General features: G+C 60.8%; 15 protein-coding genes. 11 read left to right on the top strand and 4 right to left on the bottom strand.

Going from position 1 to position 16,579, the window contains the following annotated elements:
- Positions 1-4 precede the first annotated feature (4 nt).
- Entirely contained in the window at positions 5-1,126 is a 1,122-nt protein-coding gene (locus CAL29_RS01855; RefSeq protein ID WP_094852647.1) for an ABC transporter ATP-binding protein, read from the bottom strand.
- Positions 1,127-1,476: 350 nt separating this feature from the next.
- On the opposite strand from CAL29_RS01855, the gene CAL29_RS01850 reads away from it, so the two are divergent.
- From CAL29_RS01850 to CAL29_RS01840, 3 genes are all read left to right on the top strand, one after another.
- Complete coding sequence (locus tag CAL29_RS01850; RefSeq protein ID WP_094851302.1) at positions 1,477-2,727, top strand: flavin-containing monooxygenase; 1,251 nt, start codon at positions 1,477-1,479, stop codon at positions 2,725-2,727.
- A gap of 219 nt (positions 2,728-2,946) precedes the next feature.
- Positions 2,947-4,269: a hypothetical protein gene (locus CAL29_RS01845; RefSeq protein ID WP_094851301.1), complete on the top strand. Its 1,323-nt coding sequence runs from the start codon at positions 2,947-2,949 to the stop codon at positions 4,267-4,269.
- Positions 4,270-4,457: 188 nt separating this feature from the next.
- Positions 4,458-5,150, top strand: coding sequence for a sensor histidine kinase (locus CAL29_RS01840; RefSeq protein ID WP_179283874.1), 693 nt, complete (start codon positions 4,458-4,460; stop codon positions 5,148-5,150).
- A 25-nt stretch (positions 5,151-5,175) separates the two neighbouring features.
- On the opposite strand, the gene CAL29_RS01835 is transcribed toward CAL29_RS01840, so the two are convergent.
- A complete protein-coding gene (locus CAL29_RS01835; protein WP_094851299.1) occupies positions 5,176-6,687 on the bottom strand; it encodes a helix-turn-helix transcriptional regulator in 1,512 nt (503 codons plus the stop codon).
- A gap of 229 nt (positions 6,688-6,916) precedes the next feature.
- Complete coding sequence (locus CAL29_RS01830; protein WP_094851298.1) at positions 6,917-7,498, bottom strand: DUF308 domain-containing protein; 582 nt, start codon at positions 7,496-7,498, stop codon at positions 6,917-6,919.
- A 372-nt stretch (positions 7,499-7,870) separates the two neighbouring features.
- On the opposite strand from CAL29_RS01830, the gene CAL29_RS01825 reads away from it, so the two are divergent.
- From CAL29_RS01825 to CAL29_RS01800, 6 genes are all read left to right on the top strand, one after another.
- Positions 7,871-8,530, top strand: coding sequence for a TetR/AcrR family transcriptional regulator (locus CAL29_RS01825; RefSeq protein WP_256977125.1), 660 nt, complete (start codon positions 7,871-7,873; stop codon positions 8,528-8,530).
- 203 nt (positions 8,531-8,733) lie between these two features.
- Positions 8,734-9,579: an aldo/keto reductase gene (locus CAL29_RS01820; RefSeq protein WP_094851296.1), complete on the top strand. Its 846-nt coding sequence runs from the start codon at positions 8,734-8,736 to the stop codon at positions 9,577-9,579.
- Between the two features lie 14 nt (positions 9,580-9,593).
- Positions 9,594-10,229: an NADPH-dependent F420 reductase gene (locus CAL29_RS01815; protein WP_094851295.1), complete on the top strand. Its 636-nt coding sequence runs from the start codon at positions 9,594-9,596 to the stop codon at positions 10,227-10,229.
- A gap of 185 nt (positions 10,230-10,414) precedes the next feature.
- A complete protein-coding gene (locus tag CAL29_RS01810; protein ID WP_306430670.1) occupies positions 10,415-10,984 on the top strand; it encodes a cupin in 570 nt (189 codons plus the stop codon).
- 303 nt (positions 10,985-11,287) lie between these two features.
- Positions 11,288-12,328, top strand: coding sequence for a hypothetical protein (locus tag CAL29_RS01805; protein WP_143277587.1), 1,041 nt, complete (start codon positions 11,288-11,290; stop codon positions 12,326-12,328).
- A 317-nt stretch (positions 12,329-12,645) separates the two neighbouring features.
- Positions 12,646-13,500: a tetratricopeptide repeat protein gene (locus tag CAL29_RS01800; protein WP_094851293.1), complete on the top strand. Its 855-nt coding sequence runs from the start codon at positions 12,646-12,648 to the stop codon at positions 13,498-13,500.
- Positions 13,501-13,578: 78 nt separating this feature from the next.
- Here the strand turns inward: CAL29_RS01800 and CAL29_RS01795 are convergent, their stop codons facing one another.
- On the bottom strand, positions 13,579-14,634 hold the full coding sequence (locus CAL29_RS01795; protein ID WP_373559685.1) for a DUF72 domain-containing protein: 1,056 nt from the start codon (positions 14,632-14,634) through the stop codon (positions 13,579-13,581).
- Positions 14,635-14,961: 327 nt separating this feature from the next.
- Here CAL29_RS01795 and CAL29_RS01790 point away from each other — a divergent pair, with 327 nt between their 5' ends.
- Positions 14,962-15,327 carry a helix-turn-helix domain-containing protein gene (locus CAL29_RS01790; protein ID WP_094851291.1) on the top strand — a complete coding sequence of 122 codons (366 nt, stop codon included), beginning with the start codon at positions 14,962-14,964 and terminating at the stop codon, positions 15,325-15,327.
- On the top strand, positions 15,324-16,568 hold the full coding sequence (locus CAL29_RS01785) for a type II toxin-antitoxin system HipA family toxin (protein ID WP_094851290.1): 1,245 nt from the start codon (positions 15,324-15,326) through the stop codon (positions 16,566-16,568). Before CAL29_RS01790 ends, CAL29_RS01785 begins: the two co-directional genes overlap by 4 nt.
- Positions 16,569-16,579: the final 11 nt, after the last annotated feature.

The following is a 16,579-nucleotide window of genomic DNA, read 5'->3' as shown; positions in this document are numbered from 1 at the left end:
TCTTTCAGGAAGCGGCGTTGAATACGCTGACGCCACGATCGGGCAGCGCCAGCCCGGTGACGGTGCCGACGGGCCAGCGTTGCAGGGCATCGAGCCCGGCGCTGCGCACCATGACGCGCTGGCGTCCCGCCACGGGAATGTCGACGTCGATGTAGGAATCGACGTGGTCGCCCTGGAACACGTGGTTGACCACCGTGCCGCTGAGCACGGAGCCGCCGTGCAGAGGCTCCAGCCTGATCTGCTCCGGGCGTACGTACACGTCCATGCGCAGGCCTTCGTGCGTGCCGCCCACCAGGCGGTCGTGGGGAACGTGCATCAGGCCGGCACCCAGGCGCAGATGTATGCCGTCCGGATCCGAGCCGTGATAGTGCGCCGGCAGGATGTTGACGTCGCCCAGGAACGAGGCGACGAAGGGATCCCGCGGATTGCGGTAAAGCTCGTCCGGCGTGGCGATCTGCCGGATGACGCCGCTGGACATCACCGCGATACGGTCCGACATGCTCAGCGCCTCCCCCTGGTCGTGGGTAACGAAGACGGTGGTCACGCCCAGTTGGCGCTGGATATCGCGGATCTCCACCTGCATGGCGCCGCGCAGGCCCTTGTCCAGCGCGGAGAACGGTTCATCCAGCAGCAGGACCTTGGGGCGGATGACCAGCGCGCGGGCCAGCGCGACGCGCTGCTGCTGGCCGCCGGACAGTTCCTTGGGCTTGCGGTGGCCCAGGCCGTCGAGCTTCACCAGGGCCATGGCTTCCTGGACGCGGCGGCTGATCTCCGCCGGGGGCAGGCGGCGCATGCGCAGGCCGTAGCCGATATTGCGCTCCACGGTCATGTGGGGAAACAGCGCGTAGTTCTGGAAGACGATGCCGATCTGCCGCCGGTAGGGGGGAAGATCGGTGACCGGCTGGTTGTCGATGAAGATCTCGCCGTTGTCGGCTTCCGCGAATCCGGCGATGAGATTGAGCAAGGTGGTCTTGCCGCAGCCCGACGGACCCAGCAGCGTAAGGAATTCCCCACCCCGGATCCTGAGCGACAGTTCCTGCAGCACGGTCTGCTCTCGGTATTTCTTTACGACGCCCTCCAGGCTGACCGCGCTGGAAGATTCCGGGGACAAGGGACTGGTCTGCATGGCGGCCGGGGAATCGGTGCATGGGCGCGGCATCCGCGCGCGGATGCCGGCGGGATGATCCAGGCCCTATGGTTATTCGGTGCCTTGCAGAATACGGCAGGCCGCCGGCGCTGGCGCTTTGGGGATATTGATGCAGTCCATCGGAAAAAACGAAAGCCCGCGCCGTGGCGATGCCATTTGCTTTTTCCTAAGCCCAGCGTCCGAAAAACGAAGTTATCAAAGCGGCTTATCTGGATCACACTGCGCTGCGTCCGTGAACAAGCATCCTTGCGCCGCGGGCGATTTCCCGGGGCGCCGCCCCGCATCGCGCACGAGACCGGCCCGGTCTCCATACCGTCCAGGAATCCCATATGTCTATCGAAACAACCAATACGCTTGTGATCGGCGCCGGCCAGGCCGGCATCGCGATGAGTGAGCACCTGGGCGCCATGGGCATTCCTCACATCGTGCTGGAACGCAAGCGTATCGCCGAGCGCTGGCGGTCCGAACGCTGGGATTCCCTGGTCGCCAATGGCCCGGCCTGGCACGACCGCTTCCCCAACCTGAAATTCGACGACGTCGGCCCGGACGTGTTTCCGCCCAAGGAGCGCATGGCCAGGTACTTCGAAGACTACGCGAAGATGATCGGGTCGCCGGTGCGCACGGGCGTCGAGGTCCTGAACGTCAAGCGCAACGACAGGCGGCCCGGCTTCACCGTCACGACCTCGGCAGGCGTGATCGAGGCGCAGCACGTCGTCGCCGCGACCGGGGCCTTCCAGGTTCCGAGCTATCCCGACATCGTTCCCGCGGACAGCGGCATCCAGCAACTGCACTCGTCGGCCTACAAGAATCCGGGCCAACTGGCCGACGGCGCGGTGCTGGTGGTGGGCGCGGGCGCCTCCGGTTCGCAGATCGCCGAGGAATTGCGCGAAGCGGGCAGGACCGTGTACCTGTCCGTCGGCGAACACTATCGGCCGCCTCGCTCGTACCGGCAACGGGACTATTGCTGGTGGCTGGGCGCGCTGGGCATGTGGGATGAGGTCAAGAAGAAGCCCAAGCGCGAGCACGTCGCCTTCGCCGTCAGCGGTTACAAGGGCGGGAAGACCATCGATTTCCGCCGGCTCGCGCATGCCGGCATCAACCTGGTCGGCATCGCCAAGGGGTATGACCAGGGCGTGATGACCTTCGAGGAAGGCCTGGCCCGGAACATCGAGCAGGGCGACAAGGATTACTTCGAAGTCCTGCGCGAGGCCGACGCCTATATCGCGCAGAATGGCATGGACCTGCCGCCCGAACCCGAAGCCTGGGAAATGCTGGAGGACCCGGAATGCCTGAAGCATCCGATCCTCAGCCTGGACCTGGCCAAGGCCGGCATCAGGAGTATCGTCTGGGCCACGGGATTCAAGGTGGACTACAGTTGGATCGAGGTGGATACCTTCGACGGGAAGGGATACCCCGTGCACAAGCGCGGCATCTCCACCGCAAAAGGCCTTTACTTCCTGGGCCTGCCCAACCAGACCAATCGTTCCTCCTCATTCATCTGGGGCGTCTGGCACGATGCGAAGTACATCGCGGACCATATCGGCATCCATATGGAATACCTGTCCTACAGGAAGGAATGATCGGCTGTCTCGGTTGGCTGAGTATGAGCCGTCCCGTTTCGGGACGGCCATTCGAAAGCACGATAGCTCATCAGTATAATGTCCGCGCAGCATTCATCCGAATGACTCGCCAGGCGAAGGATCGCGTTTAGCGGCGAACCTTTTCCCGCCTGATGCGCGCGTTCACGTTCACCTCGGCGCGCCTCGTCTATCGCAAGTGCAATGCTTACGGATAAACGCATGCGTGTGTTCAAGGAGTTCGGCGGGACGGTGTCCGCGTTTCGGGTGGGCGTTCCGCGCCAGGATGGCGTGGGCGCCGTCAAGGTGGGCGATGCCTGGCTCGAAGTGAACCTGGATGGCTATATGCATGGCCGCGAAGTGGACGGCGGCATGCTGGTCGATCAATCGAATATCGAACAGAGCATACGCACGCTCGAGACGGTAGCCGGCGCCGGTTGCGACGCCATTGCGGGCGCTTATGTGTCGGGCGACGGCGCGGCGGAACTGGAGTGGCTGCTCTCCGCCAGAGGCAATCTGATTCCTCTTTCCCGGCATGACCTGCGCAAGAAGGGATTGAAGATGCTTGCGCGCGCGATGCCATGGCTGCTGCTTTGCCTGCTTACGTTCACATGGAGCATCGCCAACATCATGGACGGCTTCCGCTACACGATTCTCCTCGTGGTGGTCGCGATTCCATTGATGGTGTTCCTGCTCCCCGCAGTCATGGGACTGGGGTTGATTGGCGCATCCTGGCTCAGCCGTTCCAAAAGGATGGCGGAGCGCGCACTGCAACGGCATCTCGATGAGCCGGTGGGAAGGAAATTTCCGAATGGTTTCTTCGGGAACCCAGTCGATCGCCATGACGCGCTTGTTGTCGATCGGCGACGCCAGGAGGACACGTCGGCGGAGCCCCATTTGTATTGCGTGCGTGGCCGTGCGTGCGGCGTGACGATGCAGCGAACGCACGTCGGCACGGCGAAGAATCGCATCGACCTGAAGTGCTTCGAGTTCTCGCTGGAGGGCGAGAAGCATACCTTGTTCGCATCCCGGACCTGGGGAGGCGGGAACGTCTTTCTGGCCGAAGGCGATCGGGTCGAAGTGGTGGTGGCCGCGTATGAGCAACGCCAGCCCGGATCGCCTCGCCTGGTATGGGCGATGCGCAATCTCGAAGACGGCCGCGTCTATGCCTCTCACCGGGTCATGGCGCCGCTGGCGAATCCATGCACCAGGCCGCTGGTGGGCCCGTTTCGAATGACGCAAGTTACCCGTCGTGCCCGCCAACGATTTCGCGTGTTTTTCATGGCGACATGGCTTCTTGCGTGGATCCTGATAAATGGCATTTCGACCGGAATCGGGGGCAAAATAGACGAGTTGGCGTTGATCGTTTCCACGTTCGCCCCACCGCTGATATGGGCGATAGGCATTGAACTGCCGATACTGCTATCGGATATCAAATGGCGGGCGGGGCGTCCCAGCAAACGTCAGCGCCTGACGGAGCGTGTTTATGCGCTGCTGGGTATCGGCTCCGCGCTGGCGCCTCCGCCTACCGTGATCGAGGTCTGACGATCACTGGTGCAAATGCACTACCTGCGCTGGTGAATCGCCATCTTCCGAGGTCCTTGCAGCGGGCGATAAATTCTATCCGTCCGCTGTCTGTACCGGCATCGGGCCCGGGCTTGGACTACGGACGGCTTTCCGTAGCCGTGTCATTCACATCAGAAATCGCCATGCCAGATATAGTGCCGACGGCCATGATGCCCCACATCCACACCGAGCAAATGCCATCGATGCGCGACGGTGAGGACACCTGGCAAAAGCTGCAACTGCACGAGATACATCACCGGATTCGCAACTGCCTGAACCTCATTTGTTGCACACTACAACTTCAGGCGCTAAGGTCCGCCAACAAGGAAGCCAGCCGGGCCCTCTCGACGGCCGCTGACAGGATCCAAAGTTTCGCGCGTGTTCAAGGACTGCTGGAAGGACAGGCGGGACGTCTACGTACAGAACTCACTCCCTACATCACGAGTCTGGTCCGCGATCTTCAGGTGGTGCTGCTCGATCCGGTAGACGGGCGAGACATCCGGTTGATCCGGGCCGATCCGGTGCATGTGCCGGAAGACGAGCTGGCGCCGCTCGGATCGATCGTAGCCGAGCTTGTGACGAATTCGGTCAAATACGGCGCCGGGAATATCTCGGTCAACTTGCAACGGGTCGACGCCAGCCTGGAAATATCGGTCGAGGACGAGGGAAGCGGTTTTCCACCGGGATTCGATTTCACGTTGAACGGGGGACTGGGACTACGCCTCTTGCGGCAACTGTGCATGGGCATGGCGGGATCGTTATCCATCGACCGCTCCGTGACGCACGGCAAGGTTATCGCGTCGGTTGATCTACGGCAGTCGCGGCAACTGGAGCTGTCCCTGTCGGATCCGGACGCCTGAGCCCCCGGAAAGCCCCGATATCGATTTACCCCACTCCCCCGCGGCCGTTCTTTCGCCGTGGTTTTTGATACGCGGTGACGCCACGTTCCCGTGCCCAGACGATGGCTGCGCTGCGCCGATGGACGTCTATCTTGCTATAGATGGTTGCGACATGATTGCGGATCGTATTTCGGGCGAGGTTGAGGGTCTTCGCGATCTGTGCGTCGTCATGTCCTTCGCACATCAATCCCAGCACTTCAAGCTCCCGCGAGCTGAGATCGGCCAGCGCGACTGCGCTCTGGCTCGTCCCCTGTGGCTGCCGGATCTGTGCGAGCTTTTCGATCACGGTACGGCTGAACCACGAGGCATCCTGCATGACGGCTTCAATGGCGGCCACGAGTTCGCCCTCCGAGCGCTTGCGTTCAGTGATGTCCTGGATTACGCCCAGCACGCATCGCCGTCCGTGTATGGTTACCGCCTCCGCCGACACCAGGCAGTCGAGTACGGCCCCCTCCTTCGTACGCAACTGGATTTCGTAGTTGCGCACCGTGTTATTTGATTCAAGCAAGGCCAGGAACTTGCCATGGGCCTTCGGATCGACCCAGAGATCGAGTTCGCCGTCGTTGCGCGCGACCACTTCTTCCGCCGTATAGCCCGTGGTCGCCACGAAGGCATCGTTCACGTCGAGTAATAGAAAACCTTCCAGCGAACTCACCGTCATGGGAACCGGCGCCAGCCGGAATGCCTTGGAGAATTGCTCCTCGGTCTGGCGAAGGGCATCCTCTGCCCGCCTCCGTGGCTCCAGGTCCATGAAAGTGAACAGCATGCAGTTCTCTTCACCCACCTCGATCGGTTGCCCCGCAACGATTACCAGTTTGGTCCCGCCGTCGGGGAGACCGAGCGTACCTTCGGTCTGGGCGATAGTGCGTCCCTCGCCAAGGTTGGCGATCACCTGCTCGCGCCGGTCGACGCCAGCCAGCACATCTATCTCGTAGACGGAACGGCCGATCACGTCTTCGCGCGAATATCCGGTCATTTCCAGAAAGCCCTGGTTCACTTTCACGTAACGCAGATCGGATAACCGGCAGATGAGCGCCGGCGCGGGGTTGGCATTGAAGGTTTTCTCGAAACGTTCTTCCGCACTGAAGCGCTCGGTGACGTCCTGGATAACCAGCACCAGGGACTGTGGCGCATCGGTAGTGTCTGTCAAAACGAGACTGCGAACCTGATGCACGCGCCGGAAATCCGCGTCGGCGGTTTTCTCCACCTCCACGATCACATCCCGGAATATTTCTCCGGCCAGCACCCGTTCGGCGGGATATTGTTTCGGAAGAAGCAGATGGTTGTTGCGGTATCGGAGGATGAATCGCTCGCAATATTCGGCGACGGTGCCGCCCAACCCTTGCAACTGTTCGACGCCATGAATCGCCAAGGCCGTTTCGTTCGCCCAAACGATGGAAGCGTCCGGATCGATCAGGACGATGCCTTCGCTCAGGCCCGCCACGATCTGTTGCAACTGTCGGCGATCAACCTGCGGTCGTGCGGGCTTTGCATCCATTGAGATTCTCCAGCGCCCGGAATTCGCTTATATGCCCGGGCCGGTTCGCGTGATCGCCCAACCGGTTCGCACGCCCCCGGTCTTCATGCCGCCGGTAGTTTTTCCCCCGCTGCGAAGCCGGCTGCTCAATAGTCGGGACGTGATGCAAAGTCTAGGGACTGCCATCATCGATGGCATAGATTACACCGCACTACGCTGGCTGGTACTTTTGTACTTGGCCGGACGTACTTCAACCGGCAAGCGCGGACCCTTGACGGAGGTTCTTGACGGTCAGCCAGATCGCCGAAATGAGGAAGTAGAACGCGCCGAAGGCGGCGTAGGGCGCAACCGTGGTCACATCCAAGGGCATGCCGCTGCGGGCCTGATGGAACATGAATACGCCGGCGAGCGCGGACTGGGCGCCGCTAAGTATCATCGGCCACTGGCCGCTGGAGGTTTTCCAGCGCCGCACGCCGGTGGCCAACTGCAGCAAACCGGAAAAGATCGCCCAAGCGCCGAACACCGTGATCACCGTGGGCATGCCGACGATAAGCGCCCCGCAGACGGCAAGCGCGACGATGACGCTGACGACGAGGTTGAACTTTTGCGATGGATTGGCGCCGAGGCCTCCGCTTCTGCGTGCGTCGAGATAATTGGCGAACGCGTCCCAGGCGGGATAGGCGACAAGCAGGACCGCGCCGATGGCGGGATTGTGCTTGCCCACGATGGCCGCGAGGGCGATCCAGGCAATCGACACTCCCGTTCGCAGGAAGTAGTAGGTCTGGAGCCACTGGTTTGGCGATCGATCAGGGGTTGTGTTGGCGCTTTGCATGTTGGTTCTCCGAGGGATTGAGGGAATCAGAAAGCCACTATCTACCTAGTAGTAGGTAAACAATAAGGCTACAGTGACCCCTGCTATAGGCGTGAGGTGCTGGCTTCAGTCCGTGGCACCAGAATGGCGGATAGGCCGAGTGAGGGTACTTTTCGCCTCATATCGACCTGGTCTGATTTAGCCAATCCTAACCTACTAGTAGATTAACAGTCAACATGCCACCTTGAGATGCCGTGGTACCACTGGGTAGCGCCGCGTCCCTTGAACAGACGTTTACCTGCTGAAATTACATAGCGCCACTTGGTCAAATCTGATCGGCGGTGGTCCCCGGCACCTGGCCTGCTGTCTACCTACTGGTAGAATCGTCAGGAGATGAACCTGGATGACATTGCCATGTACGCAGAGCTTTCTCCGAAAGCGGCCGAAATCGTGACGCTTACTCGATCCCTGCTGGAGACCGGGGGATATAACGGCTTCAGCTATGCGGACATTTCTGCTCGCGTGCAGATCAGCAAGGCGAGTATTCACTACCATTTCCCCACCAAGGCCGACCTGGTGCGCGAGGTGGTGGCGCGGTATCGGGCGGAGGCGCGTGAAGGCCTGGCGATGCTCGATCGGCAACTTGCCGACCCGGCGGCGGAACTGAACGCTTATGCCGACTACTGGTCCACGTGCATCAAGAACGGCACGTCCTCGTTCTGCATCTGCGCCATGCTGGCGGCCGAGCTTCCCACCCTTCCTGCCGAAGTGGCTGCCGAGGTGCAGGGGCACTTCGCGGATCTCACGGCTTGGCTCGCGGCGATCCTGGAACGCGGCGCGGCCAAGGGACAGTTCCGTTTGGAAGCCAGCCCGCTGATCGAGGCGAAATTCTTCATGTCTTCGGTGCATGGGGCCATGCTGGCCGCACGAGGATTTGGCGATCCGCGCGTGTTCGAATCGCTGGTGCAGGTGCCGATACAGCGCCTGACGGCACACCCCGCGGAAGGCCGCGTCAGCGCGTCAAGGGTTCCAACACGCTCACTGCCTGGCTGAAAAGCATCGACGGCCGTCCGCTTCCGAGACGAGCAGCCATGTATTGATTTCCCGGATTTTCCGTAAGCTGTTCCTGGAATCACCTCATTTTTCGCCACGCGCAGTGAGCGGAAGATTATTGCAATGCAACATCGAGGTTTGGATGGGTGGCTTCGCGGCACTCCAGGACGCGGTCACTGACGAATAAAGCGAGGAAATCAAGAATGACCGAAACGGCGATCCCGCAACTAGCCTTGAACGACGGCGTCCATATTCCGGCGATAGGTTTCGGCACCTACAAGCTCAACGGGCGCGAGGGTGTCAAGGCGATGGCCGCCGCCATCCGGAACGGCTACCGCCTGCTCGACTCGGCGTTCAACTATGAAAACGAAGGCGCGCTGGGAGAAGCCGTTCGGACAGCCGGCGTGCCGCGGGCTCAATTGCGGATCACGTCCAAGCTGCCCGGCCGGCATCACCGTTTCGACCAGGCCCTGGCGACCATCGAGGAATCGCTTTATCGCGCGCGGCTGGACTATTACGATATTTACCTTATCCACTGGCCCAATCCCGGCAAGGGACTTTACGTCGAAGCGTGGCAGGCATTGATCGAGGCTCGCAAACGAGGGCTGGTGCGCTCGATCGGCGTCTGCAATTTCCTGCCCGAGCATCTCGAGAAACTCATCGCGGAAACCGGCGTTACGCCTGCCATCAACCAGATCGAGCTGCACCCGTATTTCCCGCAGGAGGCGCAACGCGCCTTCGACACGGCACACGACATCGTCACGCAGGCGTGGAGTCCGTTGGGCCGCGCCAACCAGTTGCTGCGGGAGCCACTGATCGAGGGCATCGCCCGTCGCCTGGATCGGAGTATCGTGCAGGTCATCCTGCGTTGGCATCTGCAACTGGGTGTCGTCGCGTTGCCGAAGGCGGCAAGCGACGAACGTCAACGCGAGAACCTGTCCATCTTCGATTTCGCGCTGACCCCGGACGACATGGCGTCGATTGCAACGCTTGCGCGTCCTGACGGCCGCACCTTCGATCAGGATCCGGCCCGCTACGAAGAGTACTGACGCAAGGAGGTCTCATGCCATTCTCCGACTCCCATCCGCAGGGTTCGCGCCGATCCGTTTTCTCCTGCCTGTTGCCGCTGGCGCTGGCCGCGCTGGCTATCTCCCCGCTTCCCGCCGCCGCGGATGGCAAGCCGACCATCGGCATCATCGGCGCCGGACACGAAGGCAGCGCCCTGGGCGCCTTGTGGGCCAAGGCCGGATACAAGGTGGTTTTCGCCACGCGCGATCCGCGGCGACTCCAGGCATTGGTCGCCGGCATCGGCCCCAATGCCAGCGCCGGCAGCGTGGACCAGGCCATCGACCGGGGCGACGTCGTCGTGCTGGCGGTGCCCTATCGCGCCGAACCGGAGATCGCCAAGCAGTACGGGGCCAAGCTCGCCGGCAAGATCCTGATCGACGTCGACAACGCCTATCCGGCCCGCGACGGCGACATCGCCGTCGCCGCGCGCGCGGCCGGCGTCGCCCGCTATTCCGCGCGCCTGTTCGCGGGCACCCGCTTCGTGCGCGCCTTCAACAGCATCAATGCGAATTCGCTGGGGCCAGGCTGTGGCGAGGCGCTCTACAGCTATACCGACGACGAGGCCGGCCGGGTAACGGCAGAGCTGATTCGCGCCGCCGGCTGCACGCCGGTGCGGGGACAGGATCTATGAGAGATAAATCGCACCGACGCCCGACAGGCCCGACGACACCGTAATCGAACGGAGAAAAGCCTATGATCAGGCGAACGCCAAGTCTCTGGCGCGGCGCCGCCGCGAACACCGCGTCCAGGAACCCGAGACCAGAAGATTCCGCCGCCGGAACCCAGGATGGCCTATCCGCGGACCGGCGTACCCTGATGAAGACCGCGACTTTGCTGGCATTGGCCGGCTGGTTGCCGGCCCAACATGCATCGGCCAAGCCTATGTCCCCTGAACAATGGATGTTCCAGCCTCACGACTGGGTGCCCAACCACCCCACCCTGCCCGTGCTGTTCTACCGTGGCGCGGTGGCCGCGCGCGGCGCCGACGCGGCAGCCGCATTCGAGGCATTGTTCAACCGCAATGCCTGGCCCGCGGCGTGGCGCTACACGGTCTACCCATTCCACCACTACCACTCCACGGCCCATGAAGTACTCGGCTTCGCGACGGGCAGAGCCCGGCTGATGCTGGGCGGCCCCGGCGGAAAGGAGGTCGAAGTGACGGCCGGCGACGTGGTGGTGCTCCCGGCGGGCACGGGCCATTGCCGGCTGGAGCAGAGCAGCGATTTCCTGGTGGTAGGCGGCTACGGACTGGGCCAGTCGCCGGACCTGTGCCGCAGCGCCCCAACCGCGCAGATGCTCTTACGCATCGCGACGCTGCCGTTCGCGGAGAGCGACCCGGTTACCGGGCAGGCTCCGGGAATGGCGGCGCATTGGCGGGCTGGGTGAGGGGCTTGGTGCAGGCGTTCGAGACGAGGCGTGCCGAACGGCTCCAGGTGATGATTCCGCTCGAGCTGGCTTGAGCCTTTTGCGCCGACATGAACGGATGATCTACCTTCTGTTTCTCAAGGGGGCCATCGACATCCGGGTGCGAGGTTCGCCACCCTCTCTTGGGATAAGCAGTCTTACAGCACCTTGATGCCTGCTCACCACTACTATGCGATAACAGCCAATCACCAACCGAGCACCAGACTGCGCTGTCCGGCCGAAATATGTCCAGACTTCCGAGTCCAGTCACCCCAGAGAAAATCCATGACGCCACAAGAAGAAGCTGATATGCAAGCTAGATATTGGCAATCGCTGCGCGAAACGGAGACGCGTGAACTTCAAGCGGCGGCGGGCCTCATTGAGCGCTTTCGACAACGCGCAGCCGCCAAAGGTATCCACCTGGAAGACGAGGACTTCCGTTACAGCCACACCACAGGAATCACGGCGCGCCATCCGCAACTTTTGCGCGCACTGCTAGACGTAAGCCCAGATCCCAGCGATGGACTCTACTGCTGGAGTGCCCTCAAGGCTGCCTTGAGGCCTACCAAGTTTGGCGCTGGTTGTTTGCAGGCTGACGGATTTGTTGTCTTAGCGCACCCCTGCTTCAGGCGAGCCATGCACCCCCTCAACAATTGGGCGCCGCGGTTCATTGACATATTCTGGCGTCTAGAACAGCCTGATCTAGACAAGTACGTCGCCCTTGATGAAGACAGGGTCCGCATTGATGTCGACGGACCGTTGATCTTAGAATTCGATACTTGGTATGGCCCCCCATTCAACCAAGACATAGCTCGAATTGTCGCAGGTACGACCAAGCTCCGCCCGCCAACAGATCTCGACACGCAGCACATCGCGTCTTGGTACGCCAATACATACTGCGTAGATGTTAAATGGACAGATGGTCCCATCCGCACGTTCCAGGCACTCGAACTGAAACACGAAGAGGTGCAGTTGGAAGAAAACGGCAAAAGCTGGCGCCCAGCACGCTACCTTCATGCCGAGTATGACGTCCGCGCCCATTCATTCCGCCATTTCGATGGCGCCATTCAGTACTTAAGCGCCGACGAGCACAGCCTGCGCAAAGACAGTGACTTCAATCTGATCTACAAAAGCCATCTGCACGTCAAACCGAAGTCAAAAAAGGTCTTTAAGCTCAACGGATCGCTTGATGTCCATACCTGGATCGAACTGGCGAGTCATTTCTATGCCGCCAACCCTTTGATGTATGAGTATTTCAACCAGGGAAAACCGCCGCCGCACGTCGCTGACCGTCTCAATCGCCTGCGTTCTGCCATACCGAAATAACAATCTCCGCATGAGGCCATACAGATCTCGCGTAGGGTAGCTAACCCCCTTTACACAGGCGAGAAAGCTCTGCGCGGTCTCGGACGACATCCCCCAACGAGGTTTCGCGCTTGACGCGTGGATGGGAGTTCGTCTGTTGTGCACCCGATTTGAGCGGGTGTTGGACTTTTATCAAATTGATGGCTTGCAGTGGAGACATGGCTGGCGATGAGAGGCGACCAAGCGTGATGCAAAGCGAACAGATTGCCCCGTACAGGTCGCCACGATGATCAAGGCCCCATGCTCCTGCCTCAGACACGCATAGGGAACGACTAGCGATGCTTTTCAAGAAATTTCGCCTCACTCGGCACGAACGTCGTTGCGCCGAGCAGTTCGCCGGAAGCCGCCCACTCCCGCCCTGGGATCATCTCTACGAAACCCTTCCCTTTGACCTCATCGAAATGGCTGAGCGGGGCGAACCCAAGGCCGCCTATGTCATGGGCGATCGCCTGGATCAGGGAATGGACGGCCTGGACGTTGATCGGAAAAAGGCGCTGATCTTCTATCGGCTGGGGGAGAAACAAGGGGATGCCGACGCGCTCAATAATATTGGCTCGATGCACTTTCACGGCGAAGAGCTACCCCAGGACCTGGAGCGTGCGCGCCACTATTTCGAACGCGCTGCTGAAGGCGGATGTGCTGCCGCCATGAATAATCTCGGCCGGCTTTACCTTGAGGGGAAAGGCGGCCTTCCTGTCGATATCGCCCGCGGTCTTGAACTGCTCGAACGCGGAGCTCGCGGATATGACATCAATGCCGCGCTCAAGCTACAGAATATCTACCTGGAAGGACAATATGGCCAGCCAGCCGATATGTTCCGCCACATCTATTGGCTGTGGCAGGCGATCTACAACGGCAGCGGCCATGCCTGCGCCAAGTTGGCGGATTATCTGGCCAATGGCAAGCATGTCCGCCAGCAAAAGGAGCGCGTACGAGCGCTTTACCAGCGAGGCATGACACGCGATGACGGCTATGCCACGCTCCAACTCGGCATCGATTATTTTGGGGGATTATTCGGTCCCAGAGATCTGAATGAGGCGCTGCACTTCCTGACGATGGCCGAGAGCATGGGGCAAACGTTCGCCACCAAGGCCATCGCCCAGCTTCAAGCATCACGCGCCGGCCTGTCGTAGCTTCATCCCCGGCACATCTTCTCTGCGGCCATCACCTGGAGCACGTCGTCAAGACGGCCAAGCCTGCTCAGACAGGCCCTACACCACAATAGCCTGGGCCAGTTTCTGGATGGACAGCGGCGCGCAGCCCTCGGCGTCGTTGCTGACTGTCACGTAGGCCGGCTGGCCCGCGCCCGTGATCCCGCGGATCGTGCGCGCCAGCACCGTGCGAGTAGGAATATCCTCGCTGAGAATGGCATTGAACGGATCGTGCTTTTTCTGCGCGTCGGCATAACCATACGCGCCGAAAACGCGGTTCAGGTTCCACCGGCAGACCAGCGGCCCCGGCCATAGCGCGCGCAGCATCGGCAGTTGCTCTTCGATCGGCGGCATCTTGCCATGCAAGCCCAGGCAGAAAGTAGCCCCGTGCGCCTTGAGCGTATCAACCAGCGCCTGGCCCAGTAGTTCAGGGTCCCGCACTTCCACCGCGACGATCACTCCGCCATGCGCGGACAAAGCCTCCCGGACAGCCGCCAGCATGCGGCCCAGCTTCTCAAACAGCGTTGCGGAGCGGCTCAGCAACCCCAAGGGCAGAGGACTCAACTGAAAAACCAGAACGCCGAGCTTGGCGCCCAGGCCTTCGAGCGTCGGCCGCACGAATTCCTGGACGGCCAGCGACGGATCGAGAAAAACCGGGTTGGCCTCGCGCGTCCTGCCTTCTTCGCCACGCACCTGGGCGTCGGTAACGCTGGCGGGACATTTGACGACGAAACGGAAGTCGTCATCGACCTGCCCCGCATAAGCGGCATACTGGCTTGCCGTCAACGGGCGCCAGAAAGTGCGGTCCACGCAAACCGTGCGCAGAAGCGGATGCTGATGGTAGGCGCCAAGACCATGCTTAGACAGCGTGCTCGAATCGTATTCGCCATCCCAGACCAGCCCTTCCCAGCCCGGGTATGACCAAGTAGAGACGCCAAAGCGCAGTTGCGCCGGAAGCTGCCGCGCGAGCGCGCTCCACTCCTGCGCCGCGGGCGCGGGAAGCACCTTGGCCATGCCCCGAAGAGCGGAAACCTTCGGATTCGCGCGAGAGGCCGCATGGTTCGAGGACTTGGCCGGAGGCTGGGGAAGCGCATCTCCGAAAAGATCGTCTTGCATACTTGTCATACTGGCACGGAGGTAGGCTAAAGGTTACTTGAATAACGCCGGACCTACTTCAGATATGTACGCCAGTCAGCGCCATGCATTTCAATCATTTGGGATGACTTCCCAAAGTGACGAGATGGGTTTGGAGCGGGTGAAGGGAACAAAACCTAGCGTCCAACTCTTTGATTAATAAGGTGGTATTCCCGCTGAGAAAGCGAGGATGTACCGCGTTTTGGACCGGTCTGACGGCTGCTGTCCACTCTCCTCAGACTTCAGCACAAAATCATAATTTTACGCTATTATGGACAAATTACATTCATATAGACCATAATAGCGAACATGCCACGCAAACCTCCTATCGTCTTTCCTCAAGAGCAGCGTCTCCTGTCCGCGCTGGGAGAGCGGCTGCGCCTTGCTCGCAAACGACGCAAGTTGAGCAACGCCGTCGTCGCGCAACGCGCGGGGATTTCAAGGACGACCTTGTACAAGGTCGAAGCCGGAGACGCTGGGGCTACGCTGGGATCCTATGTCCGGGTTCTGGCGGTGCTGGGCCTTGAGGGCGATCTCAATCAGCTCGGAGCCGACGATAGAGTTGGGCGGAAATTGCAAGATCTGGCGCTGGAGCCAGCGCCCAATCGCCGCACCGCTACCCGCGCAAAGACGGTCAAGTCCTCATCAGCTTCAAACGATGAGGAACCAACATGAGCACGCTGGACAACACCTTGGAGGTATGGCTTGACGACGACCAGGGCCCTGCACACAAGGTCGGCACGCTCGCCCATGACCGCGGCCAGATCCGCTTCCATTACGAACGCGATTGGCTACGAGACCCTCGCGCCTTCGCGCTAGACCCCGACCTCTCTCTGGACGAACACCCCTTCTTTCCCAAGCCTGAGCTAGGCAATTTCGGCATCTTCCTGGATTCGTCGCCAGACCGCTGGGGACAAACATTGATGAAGCGGCGCGAGGCGCTGCTGGCCAAGGACGAGCAACGTCCTCCGCGTACGCTGTACGCCTGGGATTTCCTGATCGGCGTGCAAGACCTCACTCGCCAAGGCGCCCTGCGCTTTCGCCGACCAGGTACGGAAGAGTTTCTTGGCGACGAGAAAATGGCGGCTCCGCCAGTGACGACGCTACGAGAATTGGAGGCCGTGGCCTACCAGCTCAGCAACCGGCGTATCGATGACCTGGATGCGCTTCGCAAGTGGCTCGCCGTACTCGTCGCCCCTGGCGCATCTTTGGGTGGTGCAAGGCCAAAGGCCAACTTTACCGAAACCGACGGCTCGCTCTGGATCGGCAAGTTCCCAGCCAGGGATGACGATCGAGACGTCGGAGCTTGGGAGTATGTCGTTCACCAACTCGCGCAAGAAGTGGGGATAGACGTACCGCCTGCGAAGCTCATCAAGCTAAACAACGACTTCCATACCTTCTGCGTCCAAAGGTTCGATCGCGCCAACAGTTCGCGACGCTTCTATGCCTCGGCGATGACATTGCTTCGCAAGACTCAAAGTGAAGGTACGAGCTATCTGGAATTGGCGCAGTTCATTCGAGCTCAGGGGGATGCCGAGCATGCGGATGCAGACTTGGAACAGCTATTTCGGCGCGTGGCGTTCAACGTCGCGGTCGGCAACCGCGACGACCACCTTCGCAATCATGGATTCGTGCTTGGCAAGACAGGATGGAGACTTGCACCCGCGTTTGACGTCAATCCGAATATCGACAAGGCAGAGCATGTCTTGAATATTGATGACGTTGATAATCGACCTAGCCTAGAGACGGTCCTCAGCACGGCCGCCTTTTATGGGCTGGGCGATGTGCAAGCTCGGCGAATTATGAATGAGGTAGTCATGGTTGTCGATCATTGGCAGGACGCTGCTCGTCGGATGCGCATTAGCGGTGCGGATATTGATTTGACCGCAGGGGCGTTCTTGGCAAACAAAGCATAGGGGCAAAAATA

Origin of the sequence: Bordetella genomosp. 10 (assembly GCF_002261225.1) — a bacterium.
Classification (GTDB): domain Bacteria; phylum Pseudomonadota; class Gammaproteobacteria; order Burkholderiales; family Burkholderiaceae_B; genus Bordetella_C.
The sequence above is the reverse complement of the archived record's forward strand: the minus strand, read 5'-3'. Positions and strand labels throughout refer to the sequence as shown.

What these genes read in the sequence shown, in the direction of transcription:
- CAL29_RS01855 (WP_094852647.1), bottom strand. Translation starts at nt 1,126, where the DNA reads ATGCAGACCAGTCCCTTGTCCCCGGAATCTTCCAGCGCGGTCAGCCTG.
- CAL29_RS01850 (WP_094851302.1), top strand. Translation starts at nt 1,477, where the DNA reads ATGTCTATCGAAACAACCAATACGCTTGTGATCGGCGCCGGCCAGGCC.
- CAL29_RS01845 (WP_094851301.1), top strand. Translation starts at nt 2,947, where the DNA reads ATGCGTGTGTTCAAGGAGTTCGGCGGGACGGTGTCCGCGTTTCGGGTG.
- CAL29_RS01840 (WP_179283874.1), top strand. Translation starts at nt 4,458, where the DNA reads ATGATGCCCCACATCCACACCGAGCAAATGCCATCGATGCGCGACGGT.
- CAL29_RS01835 (WP_094851299.1), bottom strand. Translation starts at nt 6,687, where the DNA reads ATGGATGCAAAGCCCGCACGACCGCAGGTTGATCGCCGACAGTTGCAA.
- CAL29_RS01830 (WP_094851298.1), bottom strand. Translation starts at nt 7,498, where the DNA reads ATGCAAAGCGCCAACACAACCCCTGATCGATCGCCAAACCAGTGGCTC.
- CAL29_RS01825 (WP_256977125.1), top strand. Translation starts at nt 7,871, where the DNA reads ATGAACCTGGATGACATTGCCATGTACGCAGAGCTTTCTCCGAAAGCG.
- CAL29_RS01820 (WP_094851296.1), top strand. Translation starts at nt 8,734, where the DNA reads ATGACCGAAACGGCGATCCCGCAACTAGCCTTGAACGACGGCGTCCAT.
- CAL29_RS01815 (WP_094851295.1), top strand. Translation starts at nt 9,594, where the DNA reads ATGCCATTCTCCGACTCCCATCCGCAGGGTTCGCGCCGATCCGTTTTC.
- CAL29_RS01810 (WP_306430670.1), top strand. Translation starts at nt 10,415, where the DNA reads ATGAAGACCGCGACTTTGCTGGCATTGGCCGGCTGGTTGCCGGCCCAA.
- CAL29_RS01805 (WP_143277587.1), top strand. Translation starts at nt 11,288, where the DNA reads ATGACGCCACAAGAAGAAGCTGATATGCAAGCTAGATATTGGCAATCG.
- CAL29_RS01800 (WP_094851293.1), top strand. Translation starts at nt 12,646, where the DNA reads ATGCTTTTCAAGAAATTTCGCCTCACTCGGCACGAACGTCGTTGCGCC.
- CAL29_RS01795 (WP_373559685.1), bottom strand. Translation starts at nt 14,634, where the DNA reads ATGCAAGACGATCTTTTCGGAGATGCGCTTCCCCAGCCTCCGGCCAAG.
- CAL29_RS01790 (WP_094851291.1), top strand. Translation starts at nt 14,962, where the DNA reads ATGCCACGCAAACCTCCTATCGTCTTTCCTCAAGAGCAGCGTCTCCTG.
- CAL29_RS01785 (WP_094851290.1), top strand. Translation starts at nt 15,324, where the DNA reads ATGAGCACGCTGGACAACACCTTGGAGGTATGGCTTGACGACGACCAG.